This window comes from Streptomyces yunnanensis, from assembly GCF_029011865.1.
GTDB lineage: Bacteria > Actinomycetota > Actinomycetes > Streptomycetales > Streptomycetaceae > Streptomyces > Streptomyces yunnanensis.
The window spans coordinates 8,169,932-8,187,403 of record NZ_CP095749.1 but is presented as its reverse complement, the minus strand read 5'-3'; the positions used below and the strand labels follow the sequence as shown (position 1 = coordinate 8,187,403).

General features: G+C 73.7%; 16 protein-coding genes. 9 read left to right on the top strand and 7 right to left on the bottom strand.

Features of this window, described 5'->3' with window-relative positions:
• Positions 1–27: 27 nt before the first annotated feature.
• The gene (locus tag MOV08_RS35760) at positions 28–1,764 is read right to left on the bottom strand and encodes a hydrogenase maturation protein (RefSeq protein ID WP_275310373.1); all 1,737 of its coding nucleotides are present in this window, start codon (positions 1,762–1,764) and stop codon (positions 28–30) included.
• Between the two features lie 382 nt (positions 1,765–2,146).
• Between MOV08_RS35760 and MOV08_RS35755 the strand changes: the two genes are divergently transcribed.
• The 8 genes from MOV08_RS35755 (at position 2,147) to MOV08_RS35720 (ending at position 8,869) form a co-directional block, all read left to right on the top strand.
• Positions 2,147–2,311, top strand: coding sequence for a hypothetical protein (locus MOV08_RS35755; protein ID WP_203232617.1), 165 nt, complete (start codon positions 2,147–2,149; stop codon positions 2,309–2,311).
• 121 nt (positions 2,312–2,432) lie between these two features.
• Positions 2,433–3,674 carry a phenylacetate--CoA ligase family protein gene (locus MOV08_RS35750; RefSeq protein ID WP_275310372.1) on the top strand — a complete coding sequence of 414 codons (1,242 nt, stop codon included), beginning with the start codon at positions 2,433–2,435 and terminating at the stop codon, positions 3,672–3,674.
• On the top strand, positions 3,671–4,228 hold the full coding sequence (locus tag MOV08_RS35745) for a glycine-rich domain-containing protein (protein ID WP_275310371.1): 558 nt from the start codon (positions 3,671–3,673) through the stop codon (positions 4,226–4,228). Before MOV08_RS35750 ends, MOV08_RS35745 begins: the two co-directional genes overlap by 4 nt.
• Entirely contained in the window at positions 4,225–5,457 is a 1,233-nt protein-coding gene (locus MOV08_RS35740; protein WP_275310370.1) for an MFS transporter, read from the top strand. The genes MOV08_RS35745 and MOV08_RS35740 overlap by 4 nt, the downstream gene beginning before the upstream one ends.
• A 235-nt stretch (positions 5,458–5,692) precedes the next feature.
• On the top strand, positions 5,693–6,109 hold the full coding sequence (locus tag MOV08_RS35735; RefSeq protein WP_275310369.1) for a hypothetical protein: 417 nt from the start codon (positions 5,693–5,695) through the stop codon (positions 6,107–6,109).
• 105 nt (positions 6,110–6,214) lie between these two features.
• Complete coding sequence (locus tag MOV08_RS35730) at positions 6,215–6,817, top strand: carbonic anhydrase (protein WP_039638438.1); 603 nt, start codon at positions 6,215–6,217, stop codon at positions 6,815–6,817.
• A gap of 16 nt (positions 6,818–6,833) precedes the next feature.
• Complete coding sequence (locus MOV08_RS35725) at positions 6,834–8,288, top strand: SulP family inorganic anion transporter (protein WP_275310368.1); 1,455 nt, start codon at positions 6,834–6,836, stop codon at positions 8,286–8,288.
• A 134-nt stretch (positions 8,289–8,422) separates the two neighbouring features.
• On the top strand, positions 8,423–8,869 hold the full coding sequence (locus MOV08_RS35720; RefSeq protein ID WP_205362549.1) for a nitroreductase family deazaflavin-dependent oxidoreductase: 447 nt from the start codon (positions 8,423–8,425) through the stop codon (positions 8,867–8,869).
• 36 nt (positions 8,870–8,905) lie between these two features.
• Here the strand turns inward: MOV08_RS35720 and MOV08_RS35715 are convergent, their stop codons facing one another.
• The 3 genes from MOV08_RS35715 to MOV08_RS35705 all read right to left on the bottom strand — a co-directional run bounded on the left by MOV08_RS35715 (position 8,906) and on the right by MOV08_RS35705 (position 12,402).
• Positions 8,906–10,894 (bottom strand): ABC transporter permease, encoded by a 1,989-nt coding sequence (locus tag MOV08_RS35715; protein ID WP_275310367.1) that lies wholly within the window; start codon positions 10,892–10,894, stop codon positions 8,906–8,908.
• Positions 10,895–11,027: 133 nt separating this feature from the next.
• The gene (gene modA / locus MOV08_RS35710; RefSeq protein WP_275310366.1) at positions 11,028–11,822 is read right to left on the bottom strand and encodes a molybdate ABC transporter substrate-binding protein; all 795 of its coding nucleotides are present in this window, start codon (positions 11,820–11,822) and stop codon (positions 11,028–11,030) included.
• 184 nt (positions 11,823–12,006) lie between these two features.
• Positions 12,007–12,402 carry a TOBE domain-containing protein gene (locus MOV08_RS35705; RefSeq protein ID WP_073448178.1) on the bottom strand — a complete coding sequence of 132 codons (396 nt, stop codon included), beginning with the start codon at positions 12,400–12,402 and terminating at the stop codon, positions 12,007–12,009.
• 253 nt (positions 12,403–12,655) lie between these two features.
• On the opposite strand from MOV08_RS35705, the gene MOV08_RS35700 reads away from it, so the two are divergent.
• Entirely contained in the window at positions 12,656–13,081 is a 426-nt protein-coding gene (locus MOV08_RS35700) for a TOBE domain-containing protein (RefSeq protein ID WP_039638432.1), read from the top strand.
• Between the two features lie 11 nt (positions 13,082–13,092).
• Here MOV08_RS35700 and MOV08_RS35695 read toward each other — a convergent pair whose 3' ends face one another.
• The 3 genes from MOV08_RS35695 to MOV08_RS35685 form a co-directional block, all read right to left on the bottom strand.
• Positions 13,093–13,608: a molybdopterin-dependent oxidoreductase gene (locus MOV08_RS35695; RefSeq protein WP_039638431.1), complete on the bottom strand. Its 516-nt coding sequence runs from the start codon at positions 13,606–13,608 to the stop codon at positions 13,093–13,095.
• 203 nt (positions 13,609–13,811) lie between these two features.
• Positions 13,812–16,610 (bottom strand): molybdopterin-dependent oxidoreductase, encoded by a 2,799-nt coding sequence (locus tag MOV08_RS35690; protein ID WP_275310365.1) that lies wholly within the window; start codon positions 16,608–16,610, stop codon positions 13,812–13,814.
• Positions 16,607–17,449 (bottom strand): FAD binding domain-containing protein, encoded by an 843-nt coding sequence (locus MOV08_RS35685; RefSeq protein WP_039638428.1) that lies wholly within the window; start codon positions 17,447–17,449, stop codon positions 16,607–16,609. Before MOV08_RS35685 ends, MOV08_RS35690 begins: the two co-directional genes overlap by 4 nt.
• Positions 17,450–17,472 lie beyond the last annotated feature (23 nt).

The following is a 17,472-nucleotide window of genomic DNA, read 5'->3' as shown; positions in this document are numbered from 1 at the left end:
CCGGCCCGTTCGGCTGGAGGCGCCCCGTCAGCCGTGGGCTCCCGGCATCGCGCTCGCCCCCGGGGCACCGGCGTTCAGATGTGCCGGGGTGCCGCAGGGGCCTTCCTTGCGGGCGAAGGCGCGGCGCAGGGCGTGATAGGGGGCTTCCGGGTCGAAGAAGGTGCGCCGCATGCGGGCCAGTTCGTCGTCGCGATGGGCGGCGAGCGGGCGCCGCGCCTCGTCGCTCTCCCGGCGGGCCTTCTTGGCGGCGATCCGGGACTGGACACCGGGGGAATCGGCGAGCCGGCGGGCGAGCCGTCCGGTGTGGTCGCCGAATTCCTGTGCGGTGCAGTCGACGATCCGGTCGACCAGGCCGAGCCGCTGGCCGTGCGCCGCGGTGATCGGCAGGGCGCGGGCCATCAGGTGCGCGGCGGTTTCCGGGCCGACCCTGCGCGGCAGGGTGTACGTCCAGTATTCCGAGCCGTGGAGCCCCATCAGCCGGTAGTGGGGATTGAGGACGGCGGCGAAGCGGCACCAGACCTCGTCGGCGGCGAGCGCCAGCATCGCGCCGCCGGCCGCCGCGTTGCCGCCGAGGGCGGCGACCACCAGCCGGTCGGTGGTGGTCAGCACGGCCTGGACGAGGTCGTCGATGGCGTTGATGTTGGCCCAGGATTCCGCGGCGGGATCGGCGGCGGCCTCGATGACGTTGAGGTGGATGCCGTTGGAGAAGAAGTCCCGCTGCCCGCCCAGGACCAGGACGGAGGTGGGCCGGGTGCAGGCGTGGCGGTAGGCGGCCAGCAGTCGCCGGCAGTGGTCGGTGCTCATCGCGCCGCCGGGGAAGGAGAACCGTAGGAATCCGGCCGGTCCGTCCTCGTGGTAGCGGATGTCGCTCCAGGTGCGCGGGGCGCCGTCGGCCGCCTCCAGGGGGGCGGGGATCTCGGGCAGCGGCGGGAGGCGGTCGCCGAGCGCCAGGGTGGCGGGCAGCTTGACCGCAGCGGGCCCGCCCGGGGTGCGGGCCGGGCGGAGTTCGGGGATCCACACCGCGCCGTCGGCGGTGGCCCGGCAGACCGCGCCGTTGCGGGTGGCGAGCAGTGCGCCGGGGCGCCCGGTGAGGGTGTCCTCGGGGTGGCCACCGTGCAGGAACCAGGTCCCGCCGAGGAGTTCGTCCCGGACGCCGGGGCGGGAGTCGGCGGCCCGGAGGGTGCGCAGCACGGTCTCGGTGGGGGCCGTGGCCCAGTCGATGCGGCGGTCCTCCTGGCGGAGTCGCGGCCGGGGGCGGCCGAGGAGCCGGTCGGCGGGGAGGGTGTGCTGCGGTTCCGGGCGGTGGGTGCCGACGGCGAAGCGGGCGACGGCGGTCAGCAGTGCCTCGATCGCCGCGTCGGCGATCTCGTTGCGGTACAGGTCGCTCTTGCCGACCTCCGGGACCGGGCAGTCGGCCGTCGCCCAGATGGCGCCGCCGTCCATCTCGTCGTCGGCCTGGAGGACGGTGACGCCCCATCGCTCCGCGCCCTGTTGGACGGCCCAGTCCACCGAGGACGGGCCGCGGTCGCCGAGCGGACCGGGGTGCACGATCAGGCAGGGCCAGGCGGACCAGACCTCGCGGGGGACGACCGTGGTGAGCATCGGCGCGACGATCAGGTCGGGGGCGTGCCGGGGCACCAGCGCGGCCAGTGGTGTGGCGCGGGTGACCAGTTCGACGCCGAGGTGGTGGCCGCGGTCGGCGAGTTCGGCGTAGGCGCGCTGCGTCAGGCTGTTGAAGGCGTCGGCGAGGAGCAGGATGCGCACAGCGGGCTCCCTGGGGGTGGCTGGACCGGTGGACGGTCGTGATCGTTCCCGCGCGCGACGGGCCGGCGACGGTCCCGCCGAGGAGGTCACCCGAACGCATCCGGCCCCGGGCCCCGTCGCCGCGGTCCCGCCCGCCGGGCGGCCCCTCGCACCGTGCCGTCCCCTCGGCGAGGTGACTGCGCATCAGTTAGTTCCGCCGTCGGCCACCGCGGCGGGATCCCGCCAAAGTTGGCGCGCCGAAATGTCTTCCGGACAGCCCGACATTGCCTTTCATTGACATTCACTTGGCGATCCTTTTACCTTCTCTGGCATCGGCATCGGCGCAGGTCATCACCGCACCGCCAGGTGCCGCACCCCCCTTTCCACACCTTTGGAGGTCCCCATGGAGCAGCTCATCAAGAAGATGGCCCAGGACGACGTCTGGCAGAGCTGGGTGGCCGCCAACTCCGCCGGGTCGGACCCGCGGACGGCGAAGAACGGCTGCATCAGCGCCGCCCCCAAGCCCGGCTGCATCAGCGCCGCGCCCAAGCGCGGCTGTATCTCCTGACGCCGGACCGACCGCCCCGGCGGGCCGGCGGCGGCCACTCCCCCGCCGCCGGCCCGCCGGTGGGCGCACGCACCCCACGCCCCGGGCGGCTCCCCGCCCGCGCACACACCCGAGGGACCCCATGGAAGGTCAGCCGACCGCCGAGGTCATCGAGCAGATCCGCGACATCCCGATCTACCGCGCGTCACTGGCGAAGGGCCACTTCCCGGTGCTCGACAAGCCGGAGATCGCCCGCGGCTTCCCCGACAACTGGATGACTCCCCGGCTGGCCGCCGCGCTGGAGTCCGGCGAGGCCGAGTTCGTGCTCTCCACCGGCACCAACCACGCCCGGATGCAGCTCATCCGGCCCCCGTACTTCCTGCTGCGCTCCTACTACCAACTGTGGAGCGAACACCCCGACCTCGCCGCGACCTGGGAAGCCGGCTGCCGTCGCGTCTCCCTGACCACCGTGCTGGCCACGGAACACGTCGCCCGGGTCAACGCCGCCAAGCGCGGCACCCCGCCCGACCCCGTTCCCGGCCTCGACGACCGCCGGCTCGACGACCGCACGTGCTACGTGAACCTGCGGCTCGACCCGGCGCTGTGGAGCCGTGACGACGTGGTCCGCATGCTCGCCGAGATACGCACCGCCCAAGAGGCGCACCCGGAGGGCTGGTACCACCTCGACTGCTCCGGCTACCACCTGGCCCACCTGGTCCGCAAAGTCGGCGAATGGGGGCTGTGGGACGACTTCCCGCCGCCCGCCAGCATCATCCACGCCTACGAGTACACGCCGGTGAACGTGCGGCGCTTCCTGCACCAGCACTTCGCCTGCCCGATCATCGACCTCTTCGGCAGCACCGAGCTCGGCTACCTCTACTCCAGCGACCGCCGCGGCAACTACCGCCCGCACCTGGACAAGATGAGTGTCGAACTCCACCCGGTCACCCCGGACAGCGCCCTGTACCACCTCATCGTCTCCAGCGTGCGCAACCCCTACATGCCACTGATCCGGTACCGCTCGGGCGACTGCGTACGCACCACCGACGGCACCCCCGACCCGGGGAGGATCGCCCAGTTCTGCGGCCGACAGAAGGAGTTGCTCCGGACCCGCAACGGCCCGGTCGCCCAGGGCGACCTGGACCGCAGCATCGGCGAGGCGACCGCGCAGGTCTTCGTCCACCAACTGCGCCTGGTGGGCACCACCGAGGCCCGGCTGGCGTATACGACCTTCCACGGCGCGCCCCTGGGGCCGGCGGAGACCACCGCGTTGGAGCGGAGCGTCGCCGAACTCACCGGCCGGCACTGCCGGCTCGACCACCGTCCGCACATCCCCATCGGCCGGTCCGGGAAGTACTCCTGGCTGGCGAGAGGAGAAGCATGACCCACCGGACCGCGCCGGCGTCCGCGGCCACCGCACCCGCCACGGCCGCCCCGCACCGGTCGACATCCGAGGAGGACCTGCGGGACCTGCTCGGCGCACCGCTGCACGCCGAAGTCCTCGCGCACTTCGAGGAGAAGACCGGCGCCCCACCGGAGTTCGTGGCGCGCCAGATCACCGAGTGCCTGCGCTACCTCTACCTCGTCTCCCGCCACCGCGACCGGCTCGGCGGGCTGTTCCTGCCCGTCGAGCAGGACATCGACGAGATCTGGCACTACCTCATCCTGCAGACCCGCGAGTACCGCGCCCTGTGCGAGGAACGGCTCCCGGGAGGCTTCTTCATCGAGCACCGCAGCATCGGCTACGAGGCGTACCAGCAGGAGCCGGGGCGGGCGCAGGCGCTCGAAGAGGCGCTGCGCTGGATCCCGTTGTACTGCCGGGAGTTCGGCCCGTTCGACGAGGACGCACTGCCGCACTGGACCATCGTCCGCTTCCTGCACCGGACGATGGGGATGCCCCTGGCGGAGATCGCGGCGCTGGAGCCGCTGGCCGCATGAACGGTGCCGTGCCGCGCCGGCTGCTGGCCGTCCTGGTGTTCTCCCAAGTGCTCAGCGGGGCGGGCCTGGCGGCCGGGATCACGGTCGGTGCACTGCTCGCCGAGGACATGCTCGGCTCGACCGGGCTGGCCGGGGTGCCCAGCGCCCTGTTCACCGCCGGATCGGCGCTGGGTGCCGTGGCCATCGGCCGGCTCTCCCAGCGCTGGGGGCGCCGCCCCGGGCTCGTGCTGGGGTACGGGGCCGGGGTGCTCGGCAGTTTGGGGGTGGTGGCCGCCGCCGCCCTGAACAGCGTCCTGCTGCTCTTCCCGTCCCTGCTGGTGTACGGGGCGGGCACCGCGACCAACCTGATGGCGCGCTACGCGGGAGCCGAACTGGCGCCGCCGGACCGGCGCGGGCGCGCGGTGAGCACGGTGCTGTTCGCCACCACGCTCGGCGCGGTGGCTGGCCCCAACCTGGTGACGGTGACCGGGGATCTGGCGCTGGCCTGGGGCGTGCCCCGGCTCGCCGGGCCGTTCCTGTTGGCCGCCGCCGCGTTCGGGGCCGCGGCGGCCGTCCTGGCCTGCCTGCTGCGGCCCGAACCGCTGCCGTCCGAACGGCGCGCGGACGGCCCGCCGGACGACCGGACGGCCTCCCCCGCGGGCTCCGGCCCGACCGCCGGGCAACGCCGCGGCCTGGCGACCGGCACCGCGGTGATGCTGCTGACCCAGCTGGTGATGATCGCGTTGATGACCATGACCCCGGTGCATCTGCGCGCGCACGGCCACGGCACCGGGACGGCCGGGCTGGTCATCGCGCTGCACGTCGGGGCGATGTTCCTGCCGTCGCCGCTCACCGGGCGATGGGTCGACCGGGCCGGGCCGCACCGGGTCGCCGCGGCGTCCGGGGTGACGCTGCTGGCCGCCGGGCTGCTCGCCGCCCTCGCCCCGCCGCACTCGGTGCCCGGGCTCACCGTGGCGCTGGTACTGCTGGGCGTCGGCTGGAACTTCGGGTTGGTCAGCGGTACCGCGCTGGTCACCGAGGCGCTGCCGCCGGCCCGCCGTGCCGCGTCCCAGGGACTGGTGGACGTCGGGATCGCGCTGGCCGGCGCGACCGGCGGGATGGCCTCCGGACCGCTGCTGGCCACGAGCGGATTCCCGGTGCTGGCGCTGGTCTGCGGGGTGCTCGCGGCGGCCGTGGTACCTGTGGCCGTACTGGCCGCACGGGGAGACGGCGGCACCCGTTGTTCCTGAGAAATCACGCAACATGGCGTCATTTCTCGTTTTCATACTCGAAACCTGGATGCTGAACTATGGGAGCGCGGTTTTGGACACCCGCGGTCGGCGCGAAGCGCACCGTCCGGAACCGCTCCCGGACGACCAGGACCGTGCCCAGCAGCGGCCGGCCGTGCCGAGTGCGCGCGGCCGCCCCACACCTGCCGAACGACCCAACGGCCCCCGACGACACGGGGCGATGCGGAGGACGACGATGCGCAAGGACACCGGCATACCGGGGCGGCGCCCCCGGATACCGGCCCTGTGCCGTCTTCCGCTGACCGCGCTCGCCGTCGTCCTGACCTTCCTGCTCGGCGCGGCGGCACCGGCGTACGCGACCAAGCCCGCGCGCCCGGCCGTCTGCGCGCCCGGCAAACCCGGCGCACCGGCCGCCGCGAGCACCAACTCCGAGGAGGAGAAGCACTCCAAGCGCGAGACCGAGCGCAGCCGCCCGCGGCGGCTGACGCCGGCCGCGGAAGAGAGCGCGCCCACCCGGCGACCGCTGCCGCCACAGCTCACCGGCGCCGCCGGCGAGGACACCGCGACGGGGCACGATCCGGCCACCGACAGCGCGCCGGCCTCGCCCAGACCGACCCGACTCCCCCTTCTCCACTGCGTCTTCCGCTGCTGATCGGCCCCGCGGCGGGCGACGGCCCCGCGCCGTGCCCCGCCGTCCGAGTGCCGCACATCCTCGCCATCCTCACAGTGGCATCACCCTTCAGCAGGAGACCTCCTCGTGGAGACCTTCATTCAGCACGCCCGGGGCCTGACCGCCCGTATAGCCGCGCAGCGCGAAGAACAGGAGTCCTACGGCCGGCTGGCGGCCGGCCAGTCCCCCCTCGCCCTGTTCATCACCTGTTCCGACTCCCGGGTCGTCCCGTCCCTGATCACGGGGGCCCGACCCGGCGAACTCTTCGAACTCCGCACGGCCGGCAACGCCGTGCCCGTCTACCAGGAAGGCATGGCGGCCAGCTCGGAGGCCGCCACCATCGAGTACGCGATGCGGGTCCTGCGCGTCGCCGACGTCATCGTCTGCGGCCACTCGCACTGTGGCGCGGTGGGCGCCCGGGCCCGCGGCGAGGACCTGACCGGCGCGCCGTCGGTCCGCGACTGGCTGACGCTCCAACTCTCCGACGAACTCCCCGGCGACGACGGGCCGGCCGTCACCACGGCCGTGCAGCGCCATGTGTGCCAACAGCTGGTCCGACTGGGCGGCTACCCGTGTGTGCGGGAGCGGCTGGACGCCGGCGAGGTACGGCTGCACGGCTGGTTCTACGAGGTGCACACCGGATCGGTGTCCGTGCACCAGCCGGCCGCCGACGCGTTCCTCCCCCTGTGAAGGCGAGCTGCACGTGATGAAGCGATTCCCTTTCCTCCGGGCGGACTTCACCGCCTCCCTCGTGGTCTTCCTCGTCGCCGTCCCGCTGTGTGTCGGGGTGGCGGTGGCCTGCGGCGTACCGGCCGAACTGGGGCTGGTCACCGGCATCGTCGGCGGGCTGGTCACCGGGCTGCTGCCCGGCAGCAGCCTCCAGGTGAGCGGCCCGGCCGCCGGCCTGACGGTGCTGGTCTTCGAAGCGGTCAAGGAATACGGCCTGGGCGCGCTGGGCGCCCTGGTCCTGGCCGCCGGCATACTCCAACTGGCGATGGGTGCCCTGAAGTTGGGGCGCTGGTTCCGGGCGATTTCGGTCGCCGTGGTGCAGGGCATGCTGGCCGGTATCGGACTGGTCCTGATCGCCGGGCAGCTCTACGCCCTGATGGACGCCAAGGCGCCGGGCAGCGGCCTGGCCAACATCGGGGCGCTGCCGCGGCTGGTGATGGACACCGCGCGGTCCGGCACCGGACTCACGGCGCTCGCCATCGGGGCGGGCACCGTCGCGGTCCTGGTGCTGTGGCCCCGGTGGCGGCGCGGGGCACGGGTGCTGCCGGCCCCGCTGGCGGCGGTCGCGCTGGCCACCACCTCGGTCTGGGTGCTGGACCTGCCGGTCGCCCGGGTCGAGGTGAGCGGGTTGCTGGACGCGATCCAGCCGCCCGGGCTGGCCGACATCGGCCGACTGACCGAACTCGGCGTGCTGGGGACGGTGCTGGCGTTCGCGCTGATCGCGTCCGCGGAGTCGCTGTTCAGCGCGGCGGCGGTGGACCGGCTGCACGACGGCGCACGGACCGACTACGACCGGGAGCTGATGGCCCAGGGCGCCGGCAACACGCTGTGCGGGGTGCTCGGTGCGCTGCCGATGACGGCGGTGATCGTGCGCAGTGCCGCCAACGTCCAGGCCGGGGCCCGGACCAAGGCGTCCCGGGTGCTGCACGGGGTGTGGCTGCTGTTGTTCGCGGCGGCCTTCCCGGCGGCGCTGGGCGTGGTGCCGATCGCCGCGCTGGCCGGTGTGCTGGTGCACGCGGGCTGGAAGCTGATCCCGCTGCGGGAGCTGCGGCCGCTGTGGCGGGCGCACCGCGGCGAGGCGGTGGTGCTGTGCGTCACCGCGCTCGCCATCGTGACGGTGAACATGTTCGAGGGCGTGCTGATCGGTCTGCTGTTGGCGGTGGCCAAGACCGCGTGGGAGACCTCCCAGGCGCATCTGGAGGTCCACATCCCCAGCGTCCCCGGTCCGGTGCAGGTCCGGGCGGTCGGCAACGCCACCTTCCTGCGGCTGCCCAAGCTGCTCGACCAGTTGGAGGCGCTGCCCGCCGACCGGGACGTGGAGCTCGACCTGAGCGGACTGCGCCATGTCGACCACGCCTGCCAGGCGGCCCTGGAGAACTGGGCCGAGCAGCACCGTCGCAGCCGCAGCCGGGCGGTGGAGCTGGTCTCCTGACCTGGTGGGCCGGCGTCGGGCGCCGGGGCTGAGCGGGGAATGCGGCGGAGCCGGAATGATCGGGCCGGCTCCGCCGTTCTCCGAGGACCAGGAGTCTTCCAGGACCAGCAGTCTGCGACGAGAGGACGGACGGCATGCCCTTGCAGGGAGAGTACGAACCGAGCCCGACCCCGTGGGTCCGCGAGCAGGTCGAGTTGTACGAGGGATCCGGCGGCACCCAGGGCACCACGTTGCGCGGCCTGCCGGTGATCGTGCTGACATCGCGCGGCGCCACGTCCGGCAAGCTCCGCAAGAGCCCCCTGATGCGGGTCGAGCACGAGGGGGTGTACGCGGCGGTGGCCTCGTTGGGCGGTGCACCCAGGAATCCCGTCTGGTACCACAACGTGCGCGCCGATCCGCGGGTGGAGCTCCAGGACGGCCCGGTCCGCCGGGACATGACGGCCCGTGAGGTCACCGGCGAGGAGAAGGCGCTGTGGTGGGCGCGGGCGGTCGAGGCGTTCCCCGACTACGCCGACTACCAGCGGAAGACGGACCGCCGGATCCCGGTCTTCGTGCTGGAGCCGGCAGCCGCCCCGCACTGACGAACCGCCCGCGGACACCGCACCTCTGACGCTCCGTCAGAGCTGGATCAGCGTCACCTCGGTGGCCTTGACGCTGGTCCAGACGGCGGCGCCGTCGGCGAGCCCGAGTTCCAGGGCCGCCGCCGGGGTGATCTCGGCGACGAGGTCGGGTGCCTCCGGCGAGGTGACGAGCACCCGCAGCCGGCTGCCCGCGGCGGTGATCTCCCGTACGGTGCCGGGCCAGACGTTGCGCGGACTGCCCGCGGGCTTCTCCAGGTGCACCGCGACCGCCTCGGGGGCGATCACCGCCAGCGCCCGGGTGCCCTCGGGGAGCCGGTCGGCGACGACCAGGCGGCCGCCTCCGACGAGCGCCAGCCCGTCGCCGTCCGCGGTGCCGGGCCAGGCGTTGCGGCCCAGCATCCGGGCCACCCAGGGCGAGCGCGGATGACGGGTGACCTCGGCGGGCGGGGCGTCCTGGAGCGCGCGCCCCCCGTCGAGGACGAGGACGCGGTCGGCCAGCGAGACCGCCTCGACGGGATCGTGGGTGACGATCAGGCAGACCCCGCCGAAGTCGGCGAGATGGCCGCGCAGGGTGTGCCGGACGTGCGCCCGGGTGGTCTGGTCGAGGGCGGCGAGCGGTTCGTCGAGCAGCAGCAGGCGCGGCCGGGCGGCGAGCGCGCGGGCCAGCGCGACGCGTTGGGCCTGACCACCGGAGAGCTGGGCGGGCCTGCGGTGGGCGAGCGCGCCGACGCCGAGCCGGTCGAGCCAGTGCTGTGCGGTGCGCCGGGCCTCGGCCCGCCGGACGCCCTGGGCGCGCAGTCCGTAGGCGGTGTTGGCCAGCGCCGTCAGATGCGGGAAGAGCGCCCCGTCCTGCGGGACCCAGGCGACCCCGCGGCGGTGCGGGGGCAGGGCGGTGGCGTCGCTCTCCCCCAGGTGCAGCACGGCGCGGGCGCGCGGGGTGAGCCCGAGCAGGGCGCGCAACAGGGTGGTCTTGCCGGCTCCGTTGGGGCCGACGACGGCGATGGTGGTGCCCGGGTCGGCCTCCACGGTGAGCTCCGTGAAGCCGGTGACCTCGGCGTGCAGCGGCCAGCGTCCCCCGGGGGACGACTCCGGTGCGGCCGACTCCGGGTGCCTGGTGATCGGCCCGGCCTCGGCGCCGCCGCCCACGGCACCGCCGTCGGCATCGGCCGGTTCACCGGTGGACCGGACCGCGCGGCCGGTGTGGTCCGGGGGCGCGCCCGTCCACCGCCCGCGCAGGCACACCAGGACGGCCATGGCGATGACGAGCAGCAGCAGGGAGACCGAGGTGGCGGCCTCCGGGGAGTCCTGGAGCAGCAGATAGACCTGGAGCGGGAGGGTCTGGGTGGTGCCGGGCAGGTTGCCGGCGAAGGTGATCGTCGCGCCGAATTCGCCGAGCGCCCGGGCCCACGTCAGCGCGGCGCCGGCGGCCAGTCCGGGGGCGACCATGGGCAGGGTGACGGTGCAGAAGACCCGGACCGGCGAGGCGCCGAGGGAGGCCGCGGTCTCCTCGTAGCTGGGGCGGAGTCCGGCGAGGGTGCCCTCCAGACTGATGACCAGGAAGGGCATCGCGACAAAGGTGGCCGCGACCACCGCGCCCGAGGTGTGGAACGGCAGCACGATGCCGAAGGTGTCCTCCAGCCAGGGGCCGAGGAGCCCGCGGCGACCGAAGCCGAGCAGCAGGGCCACACCGCCGACGGTCGGCGGCAGCACCATCGGCAGCAGCACCAGCGAGCGGACCAGCACCTTGCCGGGGAAGTCGACCCGGGCCAGCAGCCAGGCCAGCGGGACGCCCAGCAGCAGCGACAGGCCCAGCGCCCAGCACGACACCAGCAGCGACAGCCGGAGCGCTTCGAGCACCCCCGGGGTGGTCAGATGGGTGCCCAGGTCGCCCCAGCTGGTGCGGCCGAGGATGCCGAGCAGCGGCATCAGCAGGAACGCGACGGCCAGCAGCGCGGGGACGGCCAGGGCGGCGGGGGTGCGGCGCCGGGCGGCCGGCGCCGGGGCGGTGGTGCGGGGGCGGCTCATCGGGAGTCCTGGGATCGGGGCGGGCGGCGGGCCCCGGCCGTCCGGCGGACGGCCGCGGGTACGGCCGGGGCTACGGCGGCGGGGCGGGGGCTGTCCGCTCCCCCGAGCCGGACAGTCCCCACCCCGCACGTGGTCACGGCTTCTGGAAGCCCGCGTCCTGGAGGAGCTTCTGCGCCTCGGGGGTGCTCAGCCACTTCACGAACCCGGCGGCCGCGGCGGCGTGCTGGGAGGACTTCAGCGTCGCCGCCGGGTAGGAGGCCACGGCGTTCTGGGCGTCGGGGATGTCGACGGCGTCGACCTTGGTGGGCGCGGTGGCGGCGTCCGTCTTGTAGACGATGCCGGCGTCCGCCTCGCCGAGTTCCACCTTGCTGAGGACGGCGCGGACGTTGGGTTCCTGCGAGACCGGCTTGACGGTCAGCTTCTGGGCGTCCAGGACCTTCTTGCTGTAGCGGCCGACCGGGACCTCGGGGGCGGCCAGCACCACCTTCAGCTTGCTGTCGGCGAGGTCCTTCAGGGCGCCGACCTTCTTGGGGTTGCCCTTGCCGGTGGCGATGACCAGGCGGTTCTTGGCGATGACGGTGGGGGCGCCGGTGTCCGCCTTGAGCCCGTCCATGGTCTTGGTGTCGGCGGTGACCAGGGCGTCGGCGGGGGCGCCCTGCTTGACCTGGGCGGCGAGCTCCTGGGAGCCGGCGAAGGAGAAGGTGACCTTGGTGCCCGGGTGCTCCTTCTCGTAGACGGCGCTGGCCTTCTGGAGGACGTCGGTGAGCGAGGCGGCGGCGAGCACGGTGAGCTTGGTGGTGCTGCCGGATCCGCCGCCGTTGTCCTTGGCGGTGTCGCCTCCACCGCCGGAGCAGGCGGCGAGCGGGACGAGGAGGGCGGCGGTGACGATCGCGGCGGCGGCGCGGCGCCCGGTGTGGAACGGGGACATGGTGCGGAACTCCTTGGTACGCGGGGCGACGCGGTCGCCCGAGCGGATGGGGACAAAGCCGCGCCGAGTGGGGTCTCCCCTGCTCCAGGACGTTCGAGAGCGTGGGAAAGGGCGACGCCGCTGGGTGGGGGGGCCGGTCCGCAGGGGGACGTGGGGGCGGACCGCCGGGTGCGGGTGCGGGGGCTCAGGTCCGGTCGATGTGCACGCTGGTGGATTTCACCCGTGCGACGGCCTGCATGCCGACTTCCAGCCCGAGTTCCTCCACCGCTTCGCGGGTGAGCAGGGAGACCAGACGGTGCGGGCCGGCCTGGATCTCGACCTGGGCGGCGACATCGCCGAGTTTGACGGCGGTGACGATGCCCGGGAAGGCGTTGCGGACGGAGGTGTAGGTGTCGTCCTCCTCGCCGCCGGGAGACTGGCCCACCTCGATGGAGAAGGCGGCCAGGTCCCGGCCGTCGATGAGGCGACGGCCGCTGTCGTCGCGGTGGGTCGCGACCCGTCCGGCGTCCGCCCACCGGCGGGCGGTGTCCGGGCTGACGCCCAGCAGACGCGCCGCCTGGCCGATTGTGTAGGACTGCATGTGCGACAACATATGAGGTGCTACCTCGCATTTACAATCCTTTTGGCTCTTCCCTCTAGCAGATGCAAGGCGCATTGGAGGAAGGGACAAGCGCGTATTCCGGCCACCGGAAGTCGGCCGCCCCGGGCCGGCGGTGCCCCTGGCGGGCCGCATCCCACGAGGAATCCCCGGGCGAACGCGATTACAGTGCGAGGAGTCGAGGGAGAACGTCCCGAAATTCGCCTCCACACGCCGATTTACGACGGGATCGCCCATGAGCCTGAGCATCCGCAACCAGCTCCCCGGCACGGTTCTCGCCCTCACGGCCGGGGAGGTGATGTCGACCGTCACGGTGCGGCTGTCCGGCGGGCAGACGCTCACCGCCGCGATCACCGTGGAAGCCGTCGACGACCTCGGGATCACGGTCGGTTCGGCGGTGCGTGCACTGGTGAAGTCCACCGAGGTGGCCCTGGCCACCGGCGCGGTCGACGGGCTGAGCATCCGCAACCGGCTCCCGGGCACCGTCGTCGACGTGGCGACGGGCGGGGCGATGGCCGGGGTCAAGGTGGCCGTGGCGGGCGGGGAGCTGACCGCCGCGATCACCAAGGACGCGGCGGCGGACCTGGGGCTGGCCGCCGGCTCCGAGGTGACCGCGCTGATCAAGTCCACCGAGGTCGCGCTGGCCGTCGCCGACCGCTGACCGGACAGGCCCTAGGGTCCGTCCGGTGCCGGGCAGGTGCCCACCCAGATGCCGGTGATGGCGCTGATGTAGCGCGCGCCGCAGCGGTCGGAGGGCACCACCAGCTGGCAGCCCGCGGCGTCCAGCGGCTGCCCGTCCATGGCCGTGGCCAGCAGGATCGGGGCGTCGCCGAAGTCGGCGTCGATCTCCGCCCAGGACAGCACGGTGTGATGGCCGTCCCCGCCGGTGACGGTCAGCAGGAAGCGGGAGCGGTCCTTGCGCCGCCGGGCGTCGAAGGCGGGGCCCGCCGCGTCCAGGACGTCCCGCAGCAGCGGCCCGTCGAAGGTGTGGTGCTGCGGCCCGTTGGTGGCGCAGTCGAAGACCACCGGGGCGTGCCGCTGGGGCCAGCGCGTGCGGAGGTCGGCGACGGTCAGCGCGAGCGGATGGTGCAGCTGCCCGCTGATCAGGAAGCGCCGGGCGGCGGGCGGGCCGTCGGTGGGCGCGCCGCGGACGGCGGTGGGGCCGGGCGGCGGGCTGAGTCGGCTCATGGGTGTCCCCCTGGAGAGGATGCGCGCGGCGGCTGCCTCCCAGTGATGCCCCGGCGGCTCCTGACTCAACCACATATGCCACCCGGCTACGGATGTTTCCCTTGCGTAAGTGAGGCGAACGGGGGCAAGAGGGCCGCAGGTCCGGGTCGGCCCCCTGTTCCGCCCGGACCCGCCGCATCGCCGCACCGGCGGCCGGGTCGCCGTCAGACCGAGCCCTCCCGCCCGGGGTGCGCCCGGGCCGACCAGCCCTCCTCCTCGTTCGCCGTGCGGTGTTCCGCCAGGGCCAGCCAGACCTTGTCCCGGAGGAACGGCACTTCGGTGAAGCGGACCCCGGTGGCGTCGCGCAGCGCGTTGCCGAAGGCGGGTGCCACCGGGTTGAACGGGCTCTCGCTCATCGACTTCGCGCCCAGCGGCCCGATGGCGTCCGACGTCTCCATGAAGTGCACCTCGGTGCGCGGGACGTCGGCGTAGGCGGGGAGCCGGTAGCGGCGGAACGCGGGGGTGAGGACCTTGCCGGCGGCGTCGACCAGGACCTGTTCGAAGAGGGTGGCGCCGAGCGCCTGGGCGACCCCGCCCTCGACCTGGCCGCGGCACTGCATCGGGTTCATCACCTTGCCGGCGTCGGCCGCGTGGACGCTGCGCAGGATCTTGATCTCGCCGGTGTCGGGATCGACGGCGACCCGGAACCACTGGGCGTTGAAGGCCACCGAGCGCGGGGAGCCGCCCCAGTGCCCGGCCGCCGTCAGCGCCACGTCCCGCTCGCGCGCGGCCTGGTGCAGTTCCTTGAGCGAGACCGTCCGCCCGGCGCACTCCACGGCGTCGGTCAGCAACCGGCACTGGCTGCGCGGGGTGCGGGCGTATTCGGCGGCGAACGTGAGGAGCTTCTCGGCCAGGCCGTTGGCCGCGCGCATCACGGCCTTGCCGGCCACGACGGTGCCGGCCGAGCCGAACGCGCCGGTGTCGTGCCGGACGACGTCGGTGTCGGACTGGCGGATGACGATCCGGTCGACGGTCGTGCCGAGCGCGCCGGCGGTGATCTGCTTGTGGACGGTGGTGGTGCCGTTGCCGAACTCGGCGGTGCCGACGGCGATGTCGTAGGTGCCGTCCTCCAGCAGGGTCACGGTGGCGTCGGCGTAGTGCCCGCCGGGCGGGCCGGTGGCGATCATCGACATCGCGGTGCCCTGGCCGACCAGCCAGCCCTCTGGGGCGTCGGCGGCGCTGCGGTCCCCGGCTATCGCGTCGCGGACGACCTTCAGGCACTGGTCCAGGCCGTAGCTGGCGATCTGGAGGTCCTCCTCCTCGCCGCCGGGGCTGATCATGTGCTCCCCGGGGCCGATGATGTTGCGTTCCCGGAAGACCAGCGGATCGATGCCGAGGCGGCGGGCCAGTTCGTCCATGGTCGATTCCACGGCGAAGGTGACCTGGCCCAGTCCGTAGCCGCGGAAGGCGCCGGCCGGGACGCAGTGGGTGTAGACGGAGTAGGCGTCGACCTGCTTGTGCGGGGCGCGGTAGACGGCCATCGACTCGCCGACGCTGTGGAACATCACCGCCGGGCCATGGTTGCCGTACGCGCCGGTGTTGGAGACCACCCGCAGTTGGAGGGCCGTCAGGGTGCCGTCCCGCCTGGCACCGGCCTTGATGCCGATGGTGAAGGGGTGCCGGGTGGTGGCGCCGAAAAACTGCTCGGCGCGGGTGAACTCCAGCTTCACCGGCCGGTGCAGCCGCCGCGCGGCGAGCACCACGATGTCCTCGGTGAGCATCTCCTGCTTGCCGCCGAAGCCGCCGCCGACCCGGCCCGCGACCACCCGGACCGCGTCCTGCGGCAGGTCGTAGAGGGCGCACAGGGCGCGCCGGGTCAGGAACGGGACCTGGGTGCTGGAGCGGACCACGATCCGTTCGCCGGTGCCGTCCTCCTTCTCCTCGAAGTAGGCGAGGGCACCGTGGGTCTCCAGGCTGGCGTGCTGCACCCGCTGGGTGCGGAAGGTCTCCTCGTAGACCAGATCGGCCTCGGCGAAGCCCTGTTGGACGCTGCCGATCTCGCCGTGCACCTCGCCGACGACGTTGCTCTCCGGGCGGGAGATCCGGCAGTCCGCGGCGTCCTTGGCGTGGACCACCGGCGCGCCGGGCCGCATCGCCTCCTCCGGGTCCAGGACGTGCGGCAGCACCTCGTACTCCACCGCGATCCGACGGCAGCCCTCCTCGGCGGCGCCCTCGGTGTCGGCGACCACGGCGGCCACCCGCTGGCCGACGAAGCGGACCGTGTCGTCCAGTACCCGGGTGTCGTCGGGGTCCTCGGTGGGGTGCTCGTGGCGGGCGGAGGAGAACAGCCGCTCGGGGGCGTCGTGGTGGGTGAGGACGAGGCGGACGCCGGGGACGCGCAGCGCGTCGCCGGTGTCGATGGAGACGATCCGGGCGTGCGGGTGCGGGGAGCGCAGCAGCTTCATGTGCAGCAGCCCCTCGACCTCGATGTCGAAGGTGTAGCGGGCGGTGCCGGTGACCACCTGCGGGCCGGCGGGGGCGCCGAGGTTGCGGCCGACCGACTCCCCGGGGCAGGGCTCCTCGACGTGGGTGACGCCGCGGATCGCGTCCTCGATGGCCCGGTAGCCGGTGCAGCGGCAGAGGTTTCCCTTCAACGCCCGTGGGAGGTCGGCGAGTTGGTCGTCCTTCAGTGTGGCGGTGGTCATCAGGAAGCCGGCGGTGCAGAAGCCGCACTGGAAGCCCTGGGCGGCGAGGAACTGCCGTTGGACGGGGTGGAGTTCACCGTCCGGCTCGGCCAGGCCCTCGACGGTGGTGACCCGGCGACCGGCGGCGCGGACGGCCGGGTAGAGGCAGCTGTGCACCGGTTCCCCGTCGACGTGGACGGTGCAGGCCCCGCAGTCCCCCGCGTCGCAGCCCTTCTTCACCCCGAACCAGCCGCGGTCCCGCAGGTAGGTGCGCAGGCACTGGCCGGGACGCGGTTCGGCGTCGAAGGGCTGGCCGTTGACGTGGACGGCGTAACTCATCGGGCGGCCTCCTCGGGGGACGACGGGTGGGGGGCGAGTTCGGCGCGGACCTCTTCCGCCAGGCGCAGCGCCATGTGCCGCCGCCAGGCGGGCAGCCCGTGGATGTCGTCGAACCACTCGGGTCCGGCGACGGCGGCGTCGAGGGTGCCGCGCAGCACGGCGGCGCCGGGCGGGGTGGGGAACCACAGGCGGATCGGGCGGACGGTGGCGGCGGTGACGGTGATCGCCAGCGAGCCGTCCAGCGGGTCGAGGGCGCCGATGACCAGGGCGCCGGAGCGGCCGAGCCCGTAGAGGGAGACCTGACGGAACGCGGTCCGGCAGGTCAGCGCGCGGGCGGGCAGGGTGACCGAGCGCAGGAGTTCGCCCTCTCCGAGGTCCTTGCGGCCGGCGCCGGTGATGAAGTCGGCGACCTTGGTGCGGCGCCGCGAGCCGTCCTGGGCCTGGAGCAGAGCGCTGCCGTCGAGGGCGGCGGTCAGCGAGATCATCGGTCCGGCGGGCAGGCCGTTGCAGAGGTTGCCGCCCACCGTCGCCATGTTCCAGATCTTGAACGACGCCAGGAAGGCGCGGCAGCACTGCTCGAAGAGGGGCGCGGCCGGCGCCGGGAAGCGGGCGGCGAAGCGGGAGAGCTGGGCGATGGTGCAGGTGGCGGCGATCTCCAGGGAGCCGTCCGGGAGTTGGGCGACCGGCTCCCAGCCCATCCGGCTCAGGTCCACCAGGCGGCGGAGGTGCGGCTGGGGTTCGGAGAAGAGGTAGGTGCCGCCGCCCAGCCAGGCGTCGCCGGTGCGCCAGGAAGCGAGTTGCCGGGCGTCGCGCACCTCCAGCACGGTGTTCAGGTCCATGCCGCCGAGTGAAGCAACGCGGC